This is a genomic window from Nonomuraea sp. NPDC048916 (assembly GCF_040649575.1).
In the GTDB taxonomy this organism is placed as follows: domain Bacteria; phylum Actinomycetota; class Actinomycetes; order Streptosporangiales; family Streptosporangiaceae; genus Nonomuraea.
The window spans coordinates 110872-132345 of sequence record NZ_JBEZFS010000019.1 but is presented as its reverse complement, the minus strand read 5'-3'; the positions used below and the strand labels follow the sequence as shown (position 1 = coordinate 132345).

Annotated in this window: 9 protein-coding genes; 1 reads left to right on the top strand and 8 read right to left on the bottom strand. The window is 73.2% G+C overall.

From position 1 onward, the window contains the following. Window positions 1-513: 513 nt before the first annotated feature. A complete protein-coding gene (locus tag AB0C16_RS22030; RefSeq protein WP_357685683.1) occupies window positions 514-2811 on the bottom strand; it encodes a lantibiotic dehydratase in 2298 nt (765 codons plus the stop codon). 213 nt (window positions 2812-3024) lie between these two features. On the opposite strand from AB0C16_RS22030, the gene AB0C16_RS22025 reads away from it, so the two are divergent. Further along, window positions 3025-4332: a cytochrome P450 gene (locus AB0C16_RS22025; RefSeq protein WP_357685680.1), complete on the top strand. Its 1308-nt coding sequence runs from the start codon at window positions 3025-3027 to the stop codon at window positions 4330-4332. Window positions 4333-4358: 26 nt separating this feature from the next. Here the strand turns inward: AB0C16_RS22025 and AB0C16_RS22020 are convergent, their stop codons facing one another. The 7 genes from AB0C16_RS22020 to AB0C16_RS21990 all read right to left on the bottom strand — a co-directional run bounded on the left by AB0C16_RS22020 (window position 4359) and on the right by AB0C16_RS21990 (window position 21217). Further along, on the bottom strand, window positions 4359-5243 hold the full coding sequence (locus tag AB0C16_RS22020; protein ID WP_357685678.1) for a tryptophan 2,3-dioxygenase family protein: 885 nt from the start codon (window positions 5241-5243) through the stop codon (window positions 4359-4361). 96 nt (window positions 5244-5339) lie between these two features. Next, window positions 5340-6167: an ABC transporter permease gene (locus AB0C16_RS22015; RefSeq protein WP_357685676.1), complete on the bottom strand. Its 828-nt coding sequence runs from the start codon at window positions 6165-6167 to the stop codon at window positions 5340-5342. Then, on the bottom strand, window positions 6167-7003 hold the full coding sequence (locus AB0C16_RS22010; RefSeq protein WP_357685673.1) for an ABC transporter permease: 837 nt from the start codon (window positions 7001-7003) through the stop codon (window positions 6167-6169). The genes AB0C16_RS22015 and AB0C16_RS22010 overlap by 1 nt, the downstream gene beginning before the upstream one ends. A gap of 40 nt (window positions 7004-7043) precedes the next feature. Beyond that, window positions 7044-8078, bottom strand: coding sequence for an ABC transporter ATP-binding protein (locus tag AB0C16_RS22005; protein WP_357685670.1), 1035 nt, complete (start codon window positions 8076-8078; stop codon window positions 7044-7046). Next, complete coding sequence (locus AB0C16_RS22000; protein WP_357685667.1) at window positions 8059-8844, bottom strand: alpha/beta fold hydrolase; 786 nt, start codon at window positions 8842-8844, stop codon at window positions 8059-8061. The genes AB0C16_RS22005 and AB0C16_RS22000 overlap by 20 nt, the downstream gene beginning before the upstream one ends. Next, entirely contained in the window at window positions 8841-16481 is a 7641-nt protein-coding gene (locus AB0C16_RS21995) for an amino acid adenylation domain-containing protein (protein ID WP_357685665.1), read from the bottom strand. The genes AB0C16_RS22000 and AB0C16_RS21995 overlap by 4 nt, the downstream gene beginning before the upstream one ends. Next, window positions 16478-21217: an amino acid adenylation domain-containing protein gene (locus AB0C16_RS21990; protein ID WP_357685663.1), complete on the bottom strand. Its 4740-nt coding sequence runs from the start codon at window positions 21215-21217 to the stop codon at window positions 16478-16480. The genes AB0C16_RS21995 and AB0C16_RS21990 overlap by 4 nt, the downstream gene beginning before the upstream one ends. Between the last annotated feature and the right edge of the window lie 257 nt (window positions 21218-21474).

The following is a 21474-nucleotide window of genomic DNA, read 5'->3' as shown; positions in this document are numbered from 1 at the left end:
GCGTAGGTCGAGGATCGGTGTCCGGGCTCGAAGATGCAGACCAGTTCCGGAGCCCCGGGGGTACAGAGGCGCAGCCACAGCGGGATCCGGAACGTCAGTCCTGACCACGCCCTGAGCCGCCGCATCTGGCGCGATGAACTCCGCGGGGGTCCTCGCGTCTCGCGGCTCGGGACGGTCTGAAAAGTGGATGCATGGCCCTGATCTTCGTCAAACTTCCAGACCGTCGGCCAGAGGCTCCGCCCATTCCCCCGCACTCAGCGCGGTTCACGGTTCGTTTCGCCTAAGACAGCCGCCTGGAAGAAGCCGCCAGCCGCGCGAGCCGGAAGGTTGGCGAGCGTCGTGCACCGGCTCGCGGCCACGTCGGCGCGGGTTGTCATGGCGCGGAGCAGGTCGCCCAGCGTGGTGTGGTCACCCACCTGGAGAGGCATCGCGCCGTCAGGGGGGCTTCGAAAATCCGTCTCTGGCCGGGCAGGTCGCCCACGACGACGGCAACGCGCATGTTCTCCCCTCCCTTCACCCCGTGGCCGCTGATCTGTCCGGAGACGGGTCGCCGCCCGCGTAGACGAACCCGAGACGCAGTTCGCTGGTGTAGGCGTGACCCTCGGCATCGGGGAGCCAGGCCTGCTCAGGGGCTGGGAGCATTTCCGTCAGCCGGATGAGTCCGCCGCCGCGACGGCGTATGCGCCTGACCGCGGACAGGAAGTTGTTGACGAACAGCGGGCTGTCGAAGTCCAGGTAGACCGGCTTGTCCTGGGACGCGGCGCGCCAGAAGACGAATCGGGGCAGCCCCTGGTCACGGGCCCAGCGCCACAGCGCCGCGAAAGCCGCCGCCTCGCCGTCCTCGGCCACCCCCGGCACGTCGTCCGCGGCCAGCCGCCATGTCTCCCTGGAGATGACCAGCCGGTCCACGGTGACCCGCGGCGTGTGCGCGGCCGGGCGCAGCGGGTGGAACAGATCGACGACGCTCTCGTACGCCATCTCGCCGAGGACGTCGAGCACACCGAGGCGCAGTCCCTCCGCGGTCCGGATCTCGATGTCCCCGTCTCTGATCGCGACCATATCGACGAGATCGAGCCGTCTTCCCGGCGGGACAGAGCGCGAGTCGTCCGCGCTCCCGAAGGTCAAGTACCAGAAGCGCTCGGAGGTCAGCGTCGAGTTGGGCGAGTCGCGACCGGTGAACTCGGGCGACCGCGGATAGGCGGGCACCACCCTGGGGTGCGTGGACAAGGCATCCTCGACGGCGTCGCGGAGCCTGCTCTCGTCCGGGTGGAACAGGGTGAACGTCTCGGCGTCGTACGTCAGCCCGGCAAGGTGCAACTCTCCCATGACCAGCTCGAATTCGCCTCGGGCCACCGCCTCGGCATCCGCTGCGGCCAGCATCACGTCAGGGCTGTGGTAGGCCGCCCCATACCAGGTGGGAGGGGGCGCGGGAAACGCGGCCCGAACCCGTTCCGCGAGGTCTTCTGCCCCGAACTGGAGTCGGCGGACCCCGGGTTCGACAGCCAGCACCGCTGCCCAGCAGTCCTGGAACTCCTCCAGAACATGGCCGAACCACGCGGGATCGAGCCGACGCTCGAGGAACTCCGCGACCAGCGGGCCCAGTGGCACGGGCACGCCTTGCGCTCCACCGGCGAACCGGTCGTACAGATCCGCGAACAGCGCCTCAAGGCACTGGCCGAAACGCCATGTGAGCCATTTCGCGCTCTCCAGGACCACGGTCACCGGCGGCAGCAGCGCATCGACGATGGACCTGCCCATCACCACCCTGACATCGCGCTCGCACTCCTCGAAAACGGCGCTGCGGCCCAGCGGTCGCCGATCACGAGTGTGTCGCGCCGACGCGCCGATGATTTCCTCGACGAGGACGTCCATCCCGGCGAGCGCGTGGGCCAGCGCCTCCGGCCGGTCTGCGGCGGCGATCCGCGTCCGCGCCTCGTCGAACCGCCGCAGGACGTCCAAGGCCTCATCGCGCTCCTGGGAGGCGGGGAGCGCTTTCAGCCGGTCGCGGAGCGCGACCTCCGGCCGCCGATTCTGCGGCACCGGCGGCCGCCAGCGGATCAGCTCGTGCTCTCGCAGTCGCTCCAGCACATCGAGCACGTCGCTCTCGCCCCGCACCCCCGCCACCCCACGCCAGCGCAGGTCGGCGGCAATCGTGCGGGCGGAGCGCGACCCGTCCGCCGCGGCGAGGACGGCCGCCTCCACGGGCGCCAGTCGCCGCGGGGCCGCTCCGGAGCGTACGGCGAACCCACCGCTGACCATGAGTCCCGCCGGGCGAGCGGGCGGAAGGTGGCGGCGCAGGAGGTCGTTCTCGGCGAGCAGCGCTCCGAGGTCGTCCATCAGCCAGTCCTCGAAGAAGATCTCCCGGCGCGCGACGATCTCCGGCCCGGGCACGATCTCGGCATGGGCGGCCGCGTCGTCGAAGAGGGCCCACGCCGTGGGGCCAAAGAAGCCGATGGTCTCGTTCCTCGCGCAGTAGCGCTGCGCGTACCGGGCGAGCAGGTCCTCGTTGCGCCGCCACACCGCGTTCCTGCGTTCGTCTCCCGCGTGACGGCTAAACCAGGCGCACACCCGTTCGAGGATTCCCGGGTTCTGCCAGAGCAGGGCCCGGTGGAAGACGTCGTGCTCCGACAGTTCGATGAGCCGGTCCGCACTGGCGCGCGCCCATCGCTCCCACATCTCGTCACGGCGTTCCGGTGGGCTGGCCAGCACCGCCTCGGCCGCCTCGGGGTCGCCCAGCGCGAGAAGCCGCTCGACGGGCAGGCCGGCGCTGCGAACCACGGCGTCGGGCAGCAATCGCCACGTTTTGGACATGTGCCTCCGGTTTCGTTCGCAACGTCCCCCCATGCTCGCCGTGCTTGCTCAGACATGGCCAGCGGCGGGGACCGTCGTGGCGACTTGTCGCCACGACGGCGATCGCTAGGGACGGGGCGGGCCGGCTGCCATAACCTCCGAAACGGATGTCCCGCGACCTGGGTGGTCTCGCGCCCGTCCCGGGCGTCTTCGTCCGTCTAGGAGGCAGTGAGCATGGCCGAATCGGAGAGTGATCACCCGCGACGAGCGGGTTCGGAGTCGGCATGCCTGCTGGAGGTGCCCGCGGGCCCTGAGCGCGAAGCGGGGGTCAACGGGCCGCCGAGAATGCCGGTCGACCTCACCGACCCGCGGACCTTCGCGGGAGACGGCATGCGCCCTGTGTGGCGTGCGCTCCGCGACGCCGCGCCGGTGCACTGGCATCCGGAGGGCCCTGACCGGCCGGGATTCTGGGTCGTCGTGACGCACGCCGAGGGAACCGAGGTCTGCTCCGCCCCCGACCGGTTCACCTCCTGCGGAGGGAATGTGCTGGCCACCCTGCTCAAGGGCGGTGACTCCGCGTCAGGGCGGATGGCCGGGGTGAGCGACGGCCCGCGGCACAGGGAGATTCGCCACCTCCTCCGGACAGTGCTGGCGCCGAACGCGCTCGCGCCGGTTCTCGCCGGCGTACGCGAGCGGACCCGGAGCCTGCTGGCCCGCGCCGTCGCCCAAGGCGAGTTCGACTTCATGGCCGACGTCGCGGACCACGTGCCGATCGCGACGGTCTGCGAACTGATGGGGGTCCCCGAATCCGACCGGCCGGCCCTACTGGCCTGGAGCAAGATGGCGCTCAGCTCGGACACGGACGAGACGACCGAATGGGACGCGATGGTCGCCCGCAGCGAGATCCTGGCCTATTTCCACACGCTGGCCCGCCGCCGGCGCTCCGATGGCGGCGACGACCTGGTGAGCGCCCTGGGCGCCGCCACCCCTCCCGGCGGCCCGTTGACCGCCGAGGAGATCGCGGCCAACTGCTACAGCGTACTGATCGGCGGCGACGAATCGAGCCGTATGGTCGCCGGCGGCGCCGTCCAGGGTCTCATCGAGCACCCGGCGCAGTGGCGGGCCTTGCGGGCGGGCACCGTCTCCCCCGACCACGCCGTGGAGGAGGTCCTGCGCTGGACGGCACCCGCCATGCACCTCGGCCGCCACGCCGTGAGCGACACCCTGCTGGGCGGGGTGCGCATCCAGGCAGGGGACATCGTCACAGTGTGGATCTCGTCCGCCAACTTCGACGAGCGGGCGTTCGCCGATCCGTCGGCGTTCGACCTCGCCCGGTGGCCCAACCGGCACCTGTCGCTCGGCCGCGGGCCGCACTTCTGCGTCGGTGCCCACCTGGGGCGGGCGGCGCTGCGCATCCTGCTGACGCTGCTCAGAGACTCCGCGGTCCGCTTCGAGCCGACCGGTCCGGGGAACAGGGTCTTCTCCAACTTCCTCTCCGGCTACAGCAGCCTGCCGGTGCGGGCGGTGCGAAGCCACACCTGAGCGCCCGCCTTGCGTTCGAGCGGCCTTCAGAGCAGGTCCCGCGCCCTCCAGAGCTCGGGGAACAGACGGCGATCGGCGTTCTGCCGCAGCCAGGCGATCCCGGCGCTGGCGCCGGAGCCCGGTTTGCCGCCGATCATCCGCTCCGTCACGAGCAGGTGCACAGAGCGCCAGCGGCCGAACTCGTAGGAGACGTCGCACAGGGTCTCGGCCATCAGGCGCAGTTCGCCGTCCCCGCCGGGGCGGTAGACCGCCGCCCACGCCCGCTCGACCTCGGGGCGCGGCTCGTATGGCCGCGTCAGATCTCGATTGAGGTGGTCCGGCGGCACGAGTCCGGCACGCCGGGCGAGCAGCCCGAGCGCCGCGTCGTACAGGCTGGGGGCGGCCAGGTCGGCGGCCAGCTCGGCGGCGATCGCGGGGATGTCGGCGTACGCTCTGATCGCGCGGGCCGTCTTCTCCCCCAGGACGAACTCCAACCGGCGGTACATGAAGGACTGGACGCCGGACGCGCCGCCGAAGTGGGCACGGAAGGCGGCGAACTCGTCAGGGCCGATCCCCCGCAGCACCTCCCAGGTGTCCACCAGGAGCCGCTGCGCGGGCACGGCGCGGCGCAGCGTCCACAGCGCGTCGGGAACGCGGTCGGCCGCGAGCTGGTCGCGGGCGGCCGCGAACTCCTCCCGCAGCAGCTTGAACAGCAGTTCCTGGATCTGCCACACGACGACGAAGCACAACTCGGCCGGCATGTCCGTGCGAGGGCGCTGCAGCGACAGCAGCAGGTCGATGCGACCGTACGCCAGATACGGCGACCCGCCGCCTGCGGCGAGGGGATCGCCGTACGGCACCGCCTCACGATCTTCCGGTTCGCGCTCGGACAGGGGCCGGTCGCCGGCGTCGGTGGATCCGTTCACGTGCATCCGCGTCATGTCCTTTCGGCGGCCGTGCTTCTCGGATAGGACGCCGTGCCGGCCGTGCCCTCCGCGCGGGTCATGATCTCGGTACCGGCCATGCGCTCAGTGCTGGCCGAGCGTCCCGTCGGCCAGGAGGCGACGCTCGACGCGCAGGAACTGCCAGCGCCCGGCGAGCAACCAGGCGGCCGACGTGACCGCCAGCAACCCGATCTCGACGGGCACAGGCTGGATGGGTGTGGCCCCGAGCGCCGCCGCCCGGGAGAAGTCGATGGCCCAGGTCGCGGGCAGTGCGTATGCGACAGCCTGGAGCGCCGAGGGCAGCACCGAGACGGGGAACGCGATGCCGGCCAGCATCGCGAGGACGTACCCCAGGCCGTCCACGACCTCGCCCGCATGACGCCAGCGCAGCACGAGGGCGGCCACGAGGTAGCCGAGGCCCGCCACGCCGGGCAGGGCCAGCGCGGCGGCCAGCGGGATCAGCAGCAGGCCGGTGCCGTACGACGCTCCGAAGATCAGCCACCCCATGGCGACCATGATCAGCGCGGCGACGGCCGCGAGCAGGGTGCTGCTCGTCATCGAGCCGAGGAGCAGCGAGTCACGGGAAACGGGCGCCGCCCAGCTGTGTTCGATTGTGCCCAGTTCCCGGTCTGTCTCGATCGCGTTCGCCACGCCCCACGTCACCCCGACGATGAGCGGGCTGAACGCCATTCCGATCGTGAGCCAGCCTGCCAGGTCGGTGGTGCCGGTGAGGCCGGCGAGGCCGATGGCACGGCCCGCGACGAGGAACGCCGCGCCGAGGAGAAGGGCCGGGAGGACGAGCTGGTATAGGGGCACGAGCACCAGGAGGTTGGCGACGCTGACCGGGTAGCGCGCGGCCACCCGGAGCTCCCGCGCCGCGACCGCCGCGATGACGCTGAGGCTGATTCGCATCAGAGGTACCCGAGCCTTCCTGTCCTCCGCGCGTGCCTGATGCTCACGGCGAACACCACCATGGCGGCGACGGCCAGCACGACGGGCGAGACGGCGAGGACGATCACGCCGAGGCGGTCCGGCTGCCAGCGCCCGCCTTCGAGGACCGCTCCGCGTAGTTCGGCGATGACGTGCGTCGGCGCCAGCAGCTCCCCGATCCGTTGCGCCCATGCGGGAAGCACCGCCAGCGGGTACGTGACCCCGCACAGCAGGGTCAGCAGCCCGCGGACGACCTGGACCACGCCGCCAGCGTCCTGGAAGCGGAGGGCCGCGGTCGCGAAGAGCGCGCCCATGGCCAGCAGGGCGGGGGTGGCCGCCGCCAGGACGAGCAGGCCGCGAGCGAGCTCGCCGGGTCCGATGGGCACCCCGAACGCGAAGCGCAGGGCCGCGAAGACCGTGCCGAAGACGACCAGCGCGGGCAGGAGGTGGGCGGGCGCGGGACCGAAGAGGACGGTGAACCGCGACGTGGGTGTGAGGAAGATCGCCTCCAGGGTGCCGCGCTGCCGCTCCTCGCGGAGCAGCATCCCCGGTCCCCACAGGACGACCGAGATCCACAGATGGATGGCCCAGCCGAGGTACAGGTAGCCGACCACCTGGCCGGTCCCGGCGCGTTCGGCGAAGGCGGCGGTCGCCCGCGGGTCACCGCCCGCGTACCCGCTCGCCTGGGCGACGTACGCTAAGGGCAGGATCAGGGCCCAGGCGCCGAGCGAGACGAAGACGACGGGATAGCGTCTGATCACCGCCCACTCCTTGACCGTGCTCGCCGCGAAGGCCCGTGCCTCGGCTCTCAGATTCACTCGGACGACCTCTCTTCGCGTTCTCGGGGGGTCGATCGGCTCATTCGCGCAGGCTCCTCCCGGTCACGGACAGGAAGACGTCCTCCAGCGTCACCGGCTCGACGTCCACCCGGCGGAGCGTCACGCCCAGGCTCAGGGAGACGTCGATGACGCGCGGGAGCGGTTCCTCTCCGGCGGAGACGTGGAGCGTCAGCGTGAGGGCCGCCCCCTCGTGCTCCTTGTCCACCACGTCGGCGACCCGCCCGATCCGCTCAACGAGAGCGGCCTCGGCGTCCGCGCTGACGTCCTCGAACTGCACACGTACCACCTGCGCCGCGTTCACCAGGGATCGCAGCTCCGCAGGTGTCCCCAGCGCGACGATCCGCCCCCCGTCGATGATGGCGACGCGATCGCACAGCTCCTCGGCCTCGTCCATGTAGTGCGTCGTCAGCACGACGGACCGGCCGGCGGCGCGCAAGCGCGATATCCGCTCGCGGAGGTGGAGCGCGGCCTGGGGATCCAGGCCCGCGGTCGGCTCGTCGAGCAGCAGCACGGCGGGCTCGGGCAGCAGTGCCCGGGCGATGGCCAGGCGCTGGCGCATGCCGGTCGAGTAGCGCTCGACGTAGTCGTCCGCGCGCTCCGACAGGTCCATCTCCTCCAGGACGGCCTGGATCCGCGGACCCCACTGTGCGCGAGGAATCTGGTAGAGCGCGGCGAAATATTCCAGGTTCTCCCGGCCGGTGAGCTTCCAGTAGACGCTGCGCTCTCCGCCGAGAACGACGCCGAGGTGCCGCCGGGCCGCCTCCGGGTCGGCGGCGACGTCCACCCCGCCCAGCCGCACGGTGCCCGCCGTCGGCTCCAGGAGGGTCGCGATCATCCGTACGGTGGTGGACTTGCCCGCGCCGTTGGGCCCGAGAAGCCCGAAGATCTCCGCCTGGCCGATCGTGAGATCCAGCCCGTCCACCGCCGCCACCTCGGCCCGCTGGTCCGGGCGGCGGGCCAACCGATCCATCAGGGTCCGCCGGCCCTGATGGAAGGTCTTGGTCAGCCCGTCGATGTGAATGGCGGGTGGCGGTTCACCGCATGTCTCCGACATGTCCAGTCCCTTCTCTCGTCCGCAGGATGGCGTCCCGAACCGCTCCGACCACCTGGTGGGGGGATTCAGCGAGGAAGAAGTGCCCCCCGTCGAACATCCGCAGCTCGCAGGGGCCCTCGGTGAGCTCGGCCCAGTTGGTCAGCTCGGCGGCGGGCACCCGGGCGTCGGTACGCCCGCCGAGGACGGTCATCGGGCACCCGAGGAGCGGCTCGGGCTGCCATGGATGGCGTTCGAACAGGGCGAAGTCGGCCCTGACAACCGGCAACATCAGGTCCAGCAGGGACGGCTCGGCCAGGACCGCCTCGGAGACGCCCCCGTATGTGCGGAGCCTGGCGAGGAAGCGATCGCGCGGCAGTGCGTGTGCGGGTGGATCGGGATCCAGGCGGTGGGGCGGGCGGTGCGCGGATACGATCAGCAGTCTGGGCGGCGGCCGATCGCGCCGGCGCAGCTCGTGCGCGAGCTCGAAGGCCACGCGGGCGCCCATGCTGTGCCCGAACAGCGTGTACGGAAGCTCGTCCAGGCGGTCCTCGAACACGTCGGCCAGCTCGGCGACCAGGCGCGGGAGGTCGCTGACCGGCGGCTCCCCGAGCCGGTTCTCCCGGCCCGGGAGCTGGACCGGCCAGACCTCCGTCCCCGACGCCGCCAGCTCTCCGACCCAGGCGCGGAACGCCGCCGCACCGCCTCCGGCGTACGGGAAGCAAAGCAGGCGATCATGCGCGCCGGGGAGGGCGCGGGTGTACCTGGTCCAGGTCTCCGGCGCGGTCACGCGTGCCCCCGTTCCGCCGCGAGCGCCCGCAGCGCCGCGGCGAACCGGTCCGCAGCGGCGGCGACGACCTCTCGCCGGTCACGGTCCACGGAGTACTGCCAGTCGGCGACCAGTTCTCCGTCCGCGACGGCGACCTGCACCCACAGCCGGAAGCCGCGCTTCTCACCAGGGATCCTGCGGTCCCGAGGTCCCGGCGTCACGAGCCGCGCGACCGCGTTCCAGGCCGGGCGGTCCCTCCCCTGCCCGATGTAGTTGAAGGCCACATCGGGAGGGGGTACGTCTGCGAAGTGCCCTCCATGCCAGCGCAGGGCGCCGAAGCCCACCCCGTCGTCGGGCACCTCGGTCAGCCGGCCCGCCATCCGCGCCGCGGCGTCCGCCGGCGAGCCGGCGCCGCGCACCGGAAGCAGGACGGGGTGCATTCCGGTGCACCAGCCGACGGCCCGGCTGAGATCGGCCTGGGGGAGGTGGGGCAGGGTGCGGCCGTGGTGCAGCCGCATGACGGCCAGCTCCCCGTCGGGGACCCATCCCCCGAACGCCCAGGACAGCGCGCCGAGCAGGCTCGCCATGATGTCGTGCCCGCCCGCGCGGGCCAGCAGCACCCCGGTCGCGTCCCGTTCGAGCCGGCAGCGTACGACCTCCTCGCTGAGAAGGTCGCCGGGGTCGGCCATCGGCGCGGCGGGAAGCCGCGTGGTCGCGCCCCCTTGGATCGCGCGCCAGTACGGGCGCTGGGCGAGCGCCCGCGGGGAGGACGCGTAGTCGGCGAGCGCGCGGGCGTACGCGGGGAAGCCGGTCGCCACGGGCCGGGGCGGCGTGCCGGTGGCGATAGCCGCGAGATCGTCGAAGATCACCTGCCAGGACACGGCGTCGGTGGCCAGGTGGTGCGCGGCGACGAGCAACCACGGCGGCCGGCCGTGGCCGCGGTTGAGGAGAAAGAAGCGGATGCGCGGCGGGCGGTCGAGGGGCCAGTCGCGCACCGCGGCCCAGGCGATCTCCTGGACGCGCTCCGCGTGCCGCTCGGGAGCCACGTCCGCGAGGTCGATCGTCTCGACCAGGCCGTCGTCCGGCACCGGGCACACCTCGAACCAGCCGTCGCCGGTCAGCCGCGACCTCAGCATGGGGTGGGTCTCCAGCAGGAGCCGCACCGCGTCGGCGAGTCGGTTGGGGTCGACCGGGCCGGAGAGCTCCAGCAGCGCGTACTGGTCGATACGGCCCGGATTGCTCGCGGCGACGTCGAGGAACCAGCGCTGGATCGGCGTCAGCGGCGCCCTGAGCGGATCGGCCGGCACGCCGGGCTCGTCCCCGCCGGGCTCGTCCCCGGCCGCCCGTGCCCCGGCCTCGGCCAGACGCGCGATGGTGGACGAGGTCAACACGTCGCGAGGCTGTACGGGCAGCCCGGCCGCCCGGGCGCGGCCCGCGATCTGCAGTGCCAGGATGGAGTCGCCGCCCAGGGCGTAGAAGTCGTCGTGCACACCGACCACGGCCACGCCGAGCACCTGCCGCCACAGGTCCGCGAGCAGCCGTTCCTCCGGAGTGCGCGGCGGGACCCGCTCGTCCCGCTCGTCGCCGGTGAGGGGAAGGGCGCGCAGGGCCGCGCGGTCCAGCTTGCCATTGGGCGTCAGCGGCAGGGAACCGATCGTCTCCAGGCGCGCCGGCTGCGCGGCGGCGGGCAGGCGACGACCCAGGTGGCGGCGGACGGCCTGAGCGTCGACCGCGGTGTGCTCGGGCACCACGAACGCGGCGAGTCCGTGCCGTCCGCCGCCGAGCGGGCGCAGGACGGCCGCCGCGGCCGCGATCCCGGGCGCGCTCGCGAGCGCCGCCTCGATCTCACCCGGTTCGAGCCGCATGCCACCGATCTTGATCTGGTCGTCGAGGCGGCCGAGGAACTCCAGTCCCTCACGGCGCGTCCAGCGGACCCGATCCCCCGTGCGATACAGCCGCCCGCCCGGCCGGCCGTACGGGTCGGGTACGAACCGCGCGGCGGTCAGGGCGGGGCGTCCGAGGTATCCCCTGGCCAGGCCGGCCCCTCCGAGGTACAGCTCTCCGGCGGCGCCCACGGGCACGGGGCGGCCCGCCGGGTCGAGCACCCGGACCACGGTGTTGGCGATGGGACGGCCGATGGGCACGGTCCCCGCGCCCGCGCCCGCGCCCGCTCCGGCCGTGGCGCTCGTGACGTCGATGGCGGCCTCGGTCGGCCCGTACAGGTTCTCCAGCCGCGCCCACGGCATCCGCGCGAGCGTTCTCGCCGCCAGGTCCGCATGGAGGGCCTCGCCGCTGCAGACGATCAGGCGCAGGCTCGGGCAGTCGGAGCCGGGCTCCGCGAGGAAGCGTTCGAGTACGGACGGCACGAAGTGCACGACTGTGGGCTCTTCGCGGCGAATCAGCCGGACGAGCTCCCCCAGGTCCCGATGCGCCTCGGGCGGGGCGACGACGATCCGCGCGCCCGCGAGCAGAGGCCAGAAGAACTCCCAGACCGACACGTCGAACCCGATCGGCGTCTTCATCAGCACGCGGTCGCCGGGGCCGAGCGGAAAGGCCCGCTGGGCCCAGGCAATGCGGTTGTAGAGGGCCGCCTGCTCGACCACCACGCCCTTGGGCCGGCCGGTCGAGCCCGACGTGAAGATCACGTACGCGGCGGTGCGGGCGTCCGCGTCCGCGGCGACCGCGGGGGGCCTCGGACCGGCGGGCGGCGAGAGGTCGGCGTCGTCGTCCAGCACCAGGACGGGGTCGGCATCGTCGAGGATCATCCGCAGCCGCAGCTCCGCCGCGTCGGGTTCAAGGGGCACATACGCAGCGCCGCTCATGGCGATGCCGAGCACGGCAACGACCTGACGCGCCGAGCGCGACATTCGGACCCCCACGTGGGACTCGCCCGTCACCCCGATCGCCCGCAGGCGCTCCGCGAGGGCGCCGGCCCGCGCCCAGAGCTCGGCATAGGTCAGCGTCAGGCCGGTGGCTCCCTCCGTCACGGCGACGGCGCCCTCGCACGCACGGGACTTCGCCCCGATGACCCCGACCAGGGTCTCGCCCGGCGGCCACGTCACGTGCTCCCCCTCACCTTCCGTCAGCAGCCTGTCGCCGGGGGGGAGTTCGGCGTGCGCAGCCGGTGCGGGGTGTCCCCGGGCCGCGGCGCGCAGCACGGAGGCGTACATCTCCGCGATCTGCTCTTCTTCGGCGTACGGCTCGTTGACGCCGAGCAGCAGCGTGAGGTGCTCGACCCCGTCGGCGACCACGCGGTCGAACGAGGCCATCAGCGGGAAGTCGGTGCTGGCCTGCTCTCTGAACCCCGAGGTCAGCCGGATCCCGCCGTGCTTTGTGCCGAGGCTCATGGAGTGAAAGCTGGTGTAGTTGAAGAACGTCTCCAGCAGGGCTCTGCCGCCCACGGCGCGCTGCAGCAGCCCGCCCGGCCTTCTGCGGTACGGCTGGAGCTCACGCTCGGCGTCGAAGGCCGCCATGGCCGCCTCCTCCCACGAGGCGGCGGCCCCCGGCAGTCGCACCGGCACGGTGTTGAGGAACAGTCCGCGCGTCTCGTCGCCGCGGCCGTGTTCCAGGCGTCCGTTGGTGACCAGCCCGGTCAGCACCTCAGACACTCCGGCCAGCCGTGATACGGCCACGGCGTGCGCGGCGAGGAGAACGCTCTTGAGCGGGACGCCCGCCCGTACGGCGAGGCCCGCGAGACCGGCGGCGACCTCCTCGCCGAGGGGAATCACCCTCCGTCGCGCCGGACGGGGGTTCTCGGCCGCAGCGGGGAGCCGGGGCGGCTCGACCCCGGAGACGAGGCCGTCCCAGTACGCCGCGGCCTCCTGGTTCGCGGCGGCGGCCCGCTCGGCGAGCACGTACTCGTGGAACGAGGGCTCGGGCGGCGCCTCGACCGTGGGCGGCGACCCGACCAGCAGTTCCCCGTAGCGGTCCAGGATCTCCTGCAACGTCGAGGTGAGGCTCCAGCCGTCCAGGATCGCATGGCACTCGACCAGGCCCAGCCACATCTCCTCCGGACCGCACCGCAGGACGTGCAGCCGGAGCAGGGGCGGGGCGCTCAGGTCGAGGGGCTGGCGCTGACGGTCGGTCATCCACGCCCGGACGGCCTCCTCCTGGCCGTCTAGGTCGAGGGATCCCAGGTCCACGTATCCGATGGGGCCCCTGACCCGCTCGTGGACCAGTTGCAGCGGCTCACCGTAGGACGCCAGGTCGAAGGAGGTGCGAAGCACCGGATGGCGGGCCACGACCAGGTCGTACGCCTGCTGAAGCGCCGCTAGGTCAACCGGTCCGGCCACGCGCAGCGTCGTGACGTTGTGGTAAGGAGGGTGCTCCCCGCCGCTCTCTTGGTGGTAGAGCATCCCGGCCTGGAGCATGGTCAGCGGATACGCGTCCGCCAGGCCCGGGGGCATGCGGTGGACGTCGTCCGCGGAGACGCCCGCGAAGCGCGCCACCCGTGCCGGAGCAGCCTCGGGCCCGGGGGTCTTCGCCGTGGCCTCCGCGGCCTGCTCGGCCAGGGTCTGGGCGGCGAAGACGTCCTCGACCCGCAGGCGGAGGCCGCGCTCCGCCAGCCGCGCGACGACCCGCAGAGCGAGGATGGAGTCGCCCCCCAGCCCGAAGAAGTTGTCGTCGCGCCCCACCCTGCCGGGTTCCAGGCCGAGGAGCTCCGACCAGACGGCGGCGACCTCCTTTTCGGCGGGCGTGACCGGCGCGTCGTCCACGCCCTCTCGCCTACGACCGGGCGCGGGAAGGGCGGCGCGGTCGAGCTTGCCGTTCCCAGTCAGGGGCAGGCGGTCGACGACGACCATCACCGACGGCACCATCGGCTCGGGCAGCAGCCGCGTCATCCGGCGGCGGACCTCGGTGGGGTCGGCGGATCCGGCGAGGTAGCCGACGAGCACCGGCCGCCCGCTCGCCGAGGTCCGCAGGGCGGCCGCCGCCGCGGTCACTCCCGGCTGGACCGCCAGAACGGCCTCGACCTCGCCCAGCTCGACGCGGACCCCCCTGATCTTGATCTGCTGGTCGCCGCGTCCGAGGTACTCCAGTGTCCCGTCCGGCCGGAGCCGCGCCAGGTCGCCGGATCGGTAGAGCCGCCGCCCGGGCCGGTGGGGATGCGGGACGAAGCGTTCGGCGGTCAGCCGCGGGCGGTTCAGGTAGCCACGGGCGAGACCGGCCCCCGACACATGGATCTCGCCGACGGCGCCGGGTATCACTTCGCGGCCATCGGCGTCGAGGAGGAGGACCTCCCAGCGGTCGAGGGGGCGCCCGATCGGGGTTCCCACGGAGGGCGGCAGCGTCTCCGGGGTCAGCTCGTGGAACGTGACGTGCACCGTGGTCTCGGTGATGCCGTACAGGTTGGCGAGCCGCGGGCGCTCGGCTCCCCGGTTGCTCCACCAGAGCCTGACGGTCGCCGGGTCCAGGGCCTCGCCGCCGAAGACCACCCAGCGCAGAGCCAGCGGCGGGCAGGCCCCCGCGGCCGCCAGCGCGGCGAGTTCGCGGAACGCCGTGGGCGTCTGGCTGAGCACGGTCACGCCTTCGTCCCGGAGCAGCGCTGCGAAGCTCTCGGGTATGCGGGCGGTCTCCCAGGGCACGACGACCAGCCGGCCGCCCGAGAGCAGCGCGCCCCAGATCTCCCACACGGAGAAGTCGAAGGCGACGGAGTGGAACAGTGTCCACACTTCGTCCTCCGTGGGGGCGATCCTGCCGCCCGCGTCCGCCAGCAGGGCCAGGGCGTTGCCGTGGGTGATCACCACCCCCTTGGGAGTCCCGGTCGAGCCCGAGGTGTAGATGACGTAGGCCGTCTCGTCCGGCAGCGTGGACTCGGGGCCGTACGGCGCCGAGCCGGCCTCGGCACCGGGCAGGAGGACGGGCATGACGGGCATGCGGTGTGCGACTTCGCCGGCCAGATCCCGCTCGCACATCACGGCGGCCACCCCGGCGTCGTCGATCAGGGCGAGGACGCGCTCGTCGGGATGCGCGGGTTCGAGCGGCAGGTAGCCCGCCCCCGCGTACAGGACGCCGGCCAGGGCGGCGATGAGGTCGGGAGTACGGGCGAGGTGAACGGCGACCAGGTCGCCCCGTCCCACTCCGCGGGCGTGGAGCCACCCGGCGATCAGCCGGGCGCGGGCGTCGAGCTCGCCGTACGACATCGAGACGCCGCCTCCGCTGACGGCGAGCGCGCCGGGGCGCCGACGAGCCGTCTCGGCGAGGCGCAGGTGCAGGCCGTCCGGCTCCAAGAGCGCCGCGTCCGCCTCCGCCGCCCCGGGCGCGGCGGCCGGGGCGGGCGTGAGCAGGTCGGCGACGCGGCGATCCGGATCGGCCGCGACGGCGGCCAGCACCTGGCCGTACGACGAGAGCAACGACTCCGCGGTCGCCCGCTCGAACAGGTCCTCGGCACATTCGAGCCCGATGTCGATCTCCGCGTCGTACTCGGCGGCGGAGAAGGTGAGGTCGTACTTGGCGGTAGCCGTGTCCACGTGCAGGCGCTCGACGCCGTCCGTCCGCATCCTCACCGCGTTGTGGGTGAACACCGCCTGCGTGAGCGGCGCCCGGGAGAGGTCCCGGGGAACGGCCAGCTCCCTGGCGATGACCTGCAGGGGGACGTGCTCGTGGGCCAGGTCCGCGGCGAGGTCCGCGGCGGTCCGCGCGGCCAGCTCGGCGAAGGACGCGCCGGGCTCGACCCGGCAGCCGACGGGCAGCATGGTGACGAAGTTCCCGACCACTCCGGCGACCTCGGGGTGGCCCCGGCCCAGCGTCGGCACGCCGAGCAGGAAGTCCGGCGCGCCGCTGTACCGGCTGACCACCACCTGGCACGCGGTGAACAGGACCGTGAACGGGGTCACTCCGAGCCGTCGCGCCGTCTCCCGCAGCCGGGCGGCCAGGTCGCCGGGGAGCGTGCGCACCAGCCGCGCGCCGCGCCCGGTCCAGGTCGCGGGCCGGGGGCGGTCGAGTGGCAGGTCCAGCACCATGGGCAGGTCCCGCAGGCGGTCGCGCCAGTACGCGATGCCCGAGGCCCGCTCCGGCGGTTCCGAGCGGTCCCAGACGGCGAAGTCGCCGTACTGCACCTCGATCGGCGGCAGGGTGACGCCCTCGGCCAGGGCCGCCAGCTCGTCCAGGAGCCGGTTCAGGGAGTGCCCGTCGCATGCGAGGTGGTGCACGCAGAGGGCTAGGACCGTCTCCGCCGGGCCCAGCCGTACGGCCAGCGCCCGCAGCAGTTGCCCGGACACCAGGTCGAAGGGGGCCTGCCCGAACTCCTCCAGCAGCCCGGCCAGCCGGGCCTCCGCGGCGGCGGGGTCCTCGCCGGTCAGCTCGATCATCTTGATCGGAGGCTCGCGGACCGGACGGACGCACTGGTACGGCACGCCGTCGTCCTCGCCGAAGGCGGTCCGCAGCGCCTCGTGCCTGAGTACCAGCTCGGTCAGGGCCGAGGACAGGTCCTCGCGCGAGAGCGAGGCCGGGAGGCGCACGGCGAGGGGGACGTTGTACAGCGGAACGCTCAGCCGCAACCGCTCGCCGAGCCAGAGCTGCTCCTGCGCGTGCGACAGCGGGAGCCGTCCGCTCCGGTCGGCGCGCGGTAGGCGCGCAGGACCGCCCCGTGAGCGGTCGGTGGGCGTGACCCGGCCGGCGGGCAGGCGGAGGGCCCGAACCCGGCGGGACGCGGTCACGGCTGGTCCCCGCCGAGCGGGGCGGGCTCCTCGCCCGCGGCCCGGCCCATCTCGACGAGCGCGGCGGCGGCAAGCTCCGTCCGCTCGGGTTCGAGCCGGCGGAGCGAGTCGGCCAGGGCGGCGATCGTCGGATTGGCGAAAACGCCGCGCACGGGCACGAAGATGTCGAGCAGCTCGGCCAGCCGCAGTGTGACCCGGGTCGCGGCGAAGGAGTCACCGCCCAACTCGAAGAAGTCGGCGTCCAGGTCCAGTTCGAGGTCCGGCGGCGCGTCCAGGGCCTCGCGCCAGACACTGGCCACTACCAGCTCAACCACATCTTCCACAGCGCGCTCCTCGCGTTCGGTGGTTTCGCCGCCATGCGTCTCGGCGAGAGGCGACGGGTCCGCCGGCACCGGCGGCAGATCTCTGACGAGCCGGTGCGGCTCTGCGGCGAGGGCACCGAGGACCGTGAGGTAGTGGGCCGTCACGCGCCCGATGGTGGCCGCTTCGAACAGCTCGGCGCGGTATTCCACGCCGCCGCGGATCACTGGCCCGTCGCGCTCCAGGTTGAGGATCAGGTCGAGGTCGAGCGAACCCGTGGGCACCGCCAGCATGCGGCGGTCCGTCTCCGCGCCCGCGCCGTTGTCCTCGTCCTGGTAGGCCAGCAGCACCTGCACCAGGGAGTCGCGGGCGAGGCCCGCACGGCCGCGCATGTCCCCGACGATCGCCTCGAAGGTGACGCCGGCGTTCACGACGCAGCGGATCACCTGGGCGGACGTCGCTCGCAGCAGGCTGGACACCGTGTCGCCGGGGTGGACGCGAGCGGGTACGGGAAGCGTCTCGACGAACATGCCGACCGTGTGCTCCACGCCGGGAACGTCGCGCCCGTGGTACGGCACGCCCACGACGAAGTCGTCCTGACCGCTCCATTGTGCGAGGGTCACCTGCCAGGCGGCCAGGATCAGCGTGAACGCGGTGACGCCCAGGAGCCTGGCCGTCTCGTCGAGGCGCGCCGTGAGCTCCGCGTCCAGGGTGAGCGGCAGCGCCGCGGCCCGGAAGCCGGGCTCGGGAGGCCGCGGGCGATCGAGCGGCAGGTCCAGCGCGAGCGGGACGCCTTCGAGGATCGCGCGCCACTCGGTCAGCGCGTCAGGGTCGGCCGGCCGGGCGGCCGCCCAGGCCGCGACGTCGGCGAACGACGGGCCGGGCGGCGGCAGGACCGGCTGCTTCCCGCGCCGGAAGGCGTGCTCGGCCGCCAGCAGTTCATCGACCAGGATCCGGACCGACCACCCGTCGCAGACGGTGTGGTGGGCGGTGAGGACCAGCAGGCTGCGGTCCTCCCCGAGGGTGACCAGCCGGAGCCGGGCGAGCGGCCCGCGTTCGAGGTCGAACGGCCGGGCCATGTCGGCGGCCACGATCTGCTCGCATCTCGCCCTCGCCTCGTTCTCTGGCACCTCGCTCAGGTCTGTCAGCGCGGGCCGTTCGCGGGCGGTCCCGGGCCGCAGGAACAGCCCCTCGGCGGTCAGCTTGAACGCGGCGCGCAGGACGTCGTGCCTGCGCAGCAGCCAGTCCCACGCCTGCGCCGTCGCGTCGGGGGCGAGCGGCCGAGCGACCTCGACGATGGCAGGGACGGTGTAGAGGGCGACGTCCTCCGCGAGCTTCTCCAGCGTCCACAGACGGCGCTGTGCGGATGTGGCGGGAACCGGGCCGACGGCGGGCGCCGTCGCAAGCGGGGCGGCTGCGCGCGTCCGGCGGCTGAGGCGAGCCAGAGCCGCGGGCGTACGCGCTGTGTACAGGTCGCGCAGGGGCAGGTCGCACCCGGTGGACGCGCGCACCGCGGCGAGCACCCGCATGGCGGACAGAGAGGTGCCGCCGAGGGCGAAGAAGTCGTCGTTCGTCCCTACCGGGACACCGAGCGTCTCGCTCATGGCGCGCGTCATGGCCGCGGCCACCTCGTCCACCGGGCGCGCCGGGGCCGCGGACCGAGCGGGCGGCGCCGGGAGCGCGGCATGGTCGATCTTCCCGGTGGGCCCGATCGGGAGGGCCGGCAGGAAGGTCAGGGTCGCGGGCATCAGGGCGGGCGGCAGCAGCGCGGACAGGCCCTCCCAGACCGCCGCCGTCGCTCGCCGGCGGGCCCGGTCACCGTCGGGCTGCGGACCCTCGGCCACGAGGTACGCGTGGAGCAGGGTCTGGTCGTCGACCCGGCGCGCCGTCACCGCGGCCTCGGCGACTCCGTCGAGTGAGGTGAGCGCGGCCTCGACCTCTTCCGGCTCGACCCGGACGCCAGACACCTTGACCTGCCGATCACGGCGGCCGCGGAACTCCAGAATCCAGTCGAAGGTCCATCGTCCGAGGTCGCCGGTGCGGTAGAGCCGCGACCCGGGCGGACCGTCCGGATCCGGGACGAAGCCGCGGCCGGTCGGCACGGGGGCGTCGAGATAGCCCTGCGCCAGCATCGGCCCGCCCAGGCAGATCTCCCCGATACCGCCGGGCGGAACCGGGCGCAGGTCCCCGTCGAGCAGGGCGACGCGGCGCCCGGGCAGGGGCCGCCCGATCGGGACGACTGGGCCGCGGGCCGTTCCGTCGAGAACGTGGGCGAGCGCGGTGACGACTCCTTCCGTGGGCCCGTACATGTTCCACAGGGCACAGCCATCGGGCAGGGCGGCGCGCAGGCGCTCGGCCATCCCGCTCGACAGCGCCTCGCCGCCGGGCATGAACAGCCGCAGATGCAGCCCGTCGGGCACTTCCTCCTCGGCCATCTGGTGCACGAGCGCGGTGGGCAGATTCGCGACGGTGACGCGCTCGTCGGCGATCACCCGCCACGCGGTCGCCGGCGGCCACGGGGCGTCCTCCCGCGCGACCAGGGCGGCCCCGGCCGTCAGCGCGACCAGAATCTGCTCAAGCGAGGTGTCGAACGCGGGCGAGGCGTACTGCAGGACCCGGTCGGCGGGGCCGAGCTCCCACAGGCGGGCCATCTGGGCGGCGTGGCCGCCCAGCGCACCGTAGGAGAGCACCACGCCCTTCGGCGTCCCCGTGGAGCCGCTGGTGAACATGATCGCGGCGGCGGCCTCGGGAGCGTACGGCGCGGCCGGGGGCGACGGGTCGGCGGCGCCGTCCGGGACGCTCCCCAGCAGCTCCAGGAACATCCCGGGGTCGACGGCGACGCTCGGATCGACGGCGCGGGCCGCGCGCTCGGTCCTGGCGGAGGGGTGACGGGGGTCCAGCGGGACCAGGGTCGCGCCCCGCATCCACACGGCGAGGGCGGCGACGACGAAATCCGCGCCGCCGGGCAGGAGGGTGACGACCCGCGTGCCGGGCCCGACGCCGCGGGCGCGCAGCGCGGCGGCCAGCCGCAGGGCGCGCGCGAACAGCTCTCCGTAGGTGAGCCCGCGGAACGCCGGGGTGCCGGGCGCCGCCGCGGCGTGCCGGGCGACCGGCTCCCACAGCGACTCCACCGGCGTCTCGGCCGCCGGGCGGTGGCCGACCTGGGCGAGGCGGAGGCGCACACGCGGCCCGAGCATGTCCAGCTCCTGCAACGGCACGTCCGGGCGGTCCAGCCCCTGCCGCAGCAGGCTCTGCCACCATCCTGACCACCGGGCGATCGTCTCCGGTTCGAACACGTCGGAGTACTGAACGTCCAGTTCGAGCCGGCCCGCCTGCTCCAGGACGTTGAAGATGAGGTCGAACTGGGTGCCGCGCGTGCTGTAGGAGAGCGGGAGCAGCTCATCGCCGACCGCGGATGTCAGTCCCGGCATGTTGAACAGGATGGAGAACAGGGCCGGGGCGTTGGCGGCGCGCGGCAGGTTCAGCCGCTCGACCAGGGTTGCGAAGGGGATGTCCTGATGGGCGAAGGCCCCGGCGACGACCTCGCGGACCCGGGTCAGCGCCTGGGCGAACGTCAGCGGATCATCGCGCAGCAGGCGAAGGGGCACCATGTCGGCGAACATGCCGACGACCTCGTGGGTCTCGCGCACGGGTCTGCCCAGCATCGTGGTGCCCACCACGAGGTCGCGCCGTCCGCTCACCCGCGCGAGCAACTCGTAGAAGGCCGTGAGCAGCACGGCGAACGGGGTGGTGCCGGCGGCGCGCGCGGCGGCGGCCACCCGCTCGGACAGCTCAGCGTCCAGCGAGAGCAGATGGTGGCCGCCCCTGAAGTCCGGGACCAAGAGGCGAGGCCGGTCCGCGGGCAATTCCAGATTCGGCCCGACTCCGGCCAGCGTCCGGTCCCAGTACTCCAGCTCGGCCCCGAAGCCGTGCTCCAGCCTGCCCTGCTGCCACTCCACATAGTCGAGGAAGGACGTCTCCGGGCCGGGCCCGCCCTCGACCGCCCGCTTCACGATGATGCTCAGGCCGTACGCGTCGCAGACCAGGTGATGGACGCACACGGTCAGGAACCGGCGCTCCCCGGCGCGGATCAGCGCGAAGCGCGCGAGTGGGCCCGCCGCCAGGTCGAACGGCCGGTCGGCCAGCTCGTTCGCCACGCGCACCGCCGCCGCGTCGGCGTCCTCGCCCGGCTCCGGCGCCGCGTCGATCACCTGCAGCGCCCCGGGGGAAGGCGGCAGTGCCCGCTGCCGCGGCTCTCCGTCCACGACCTCGACGACGATCCGCAGCGCCTCCTGTTCCGCGACCACGCGGTCCATCGCGTCGGCCATCGTCTCCTCGTCCACCCAGGGAGGTATCCGGACCAGGAACCTGTCGTTGTACAGGGGCATGTCGGGAACGAGCTGGCTCACCATCCAGACGAGAGACTGGTTGGGCATGAGCGGGAGCGGCCCCGAGCCGGTACGGCGGGGAATCGCGGAGGTCTCTCGCGATCCGGTCCCCCCTCCCGCCCGAAGTTTCTCCAAGAGGGCTCGCTTGACGGGAGAGAGGGAGCCGTCGCCTGCGTCAGTCGTCATGAGTCCTTTCCCCGGACCGAATGCCCGCCTGTGCTGCGTCCGGCAGCAGTCTGGGAGCCGCGGGCGGCGGATGGAAGATCCGTCCGGATAGCTGGCGACTAGTCGCCACGCCGGCCCTG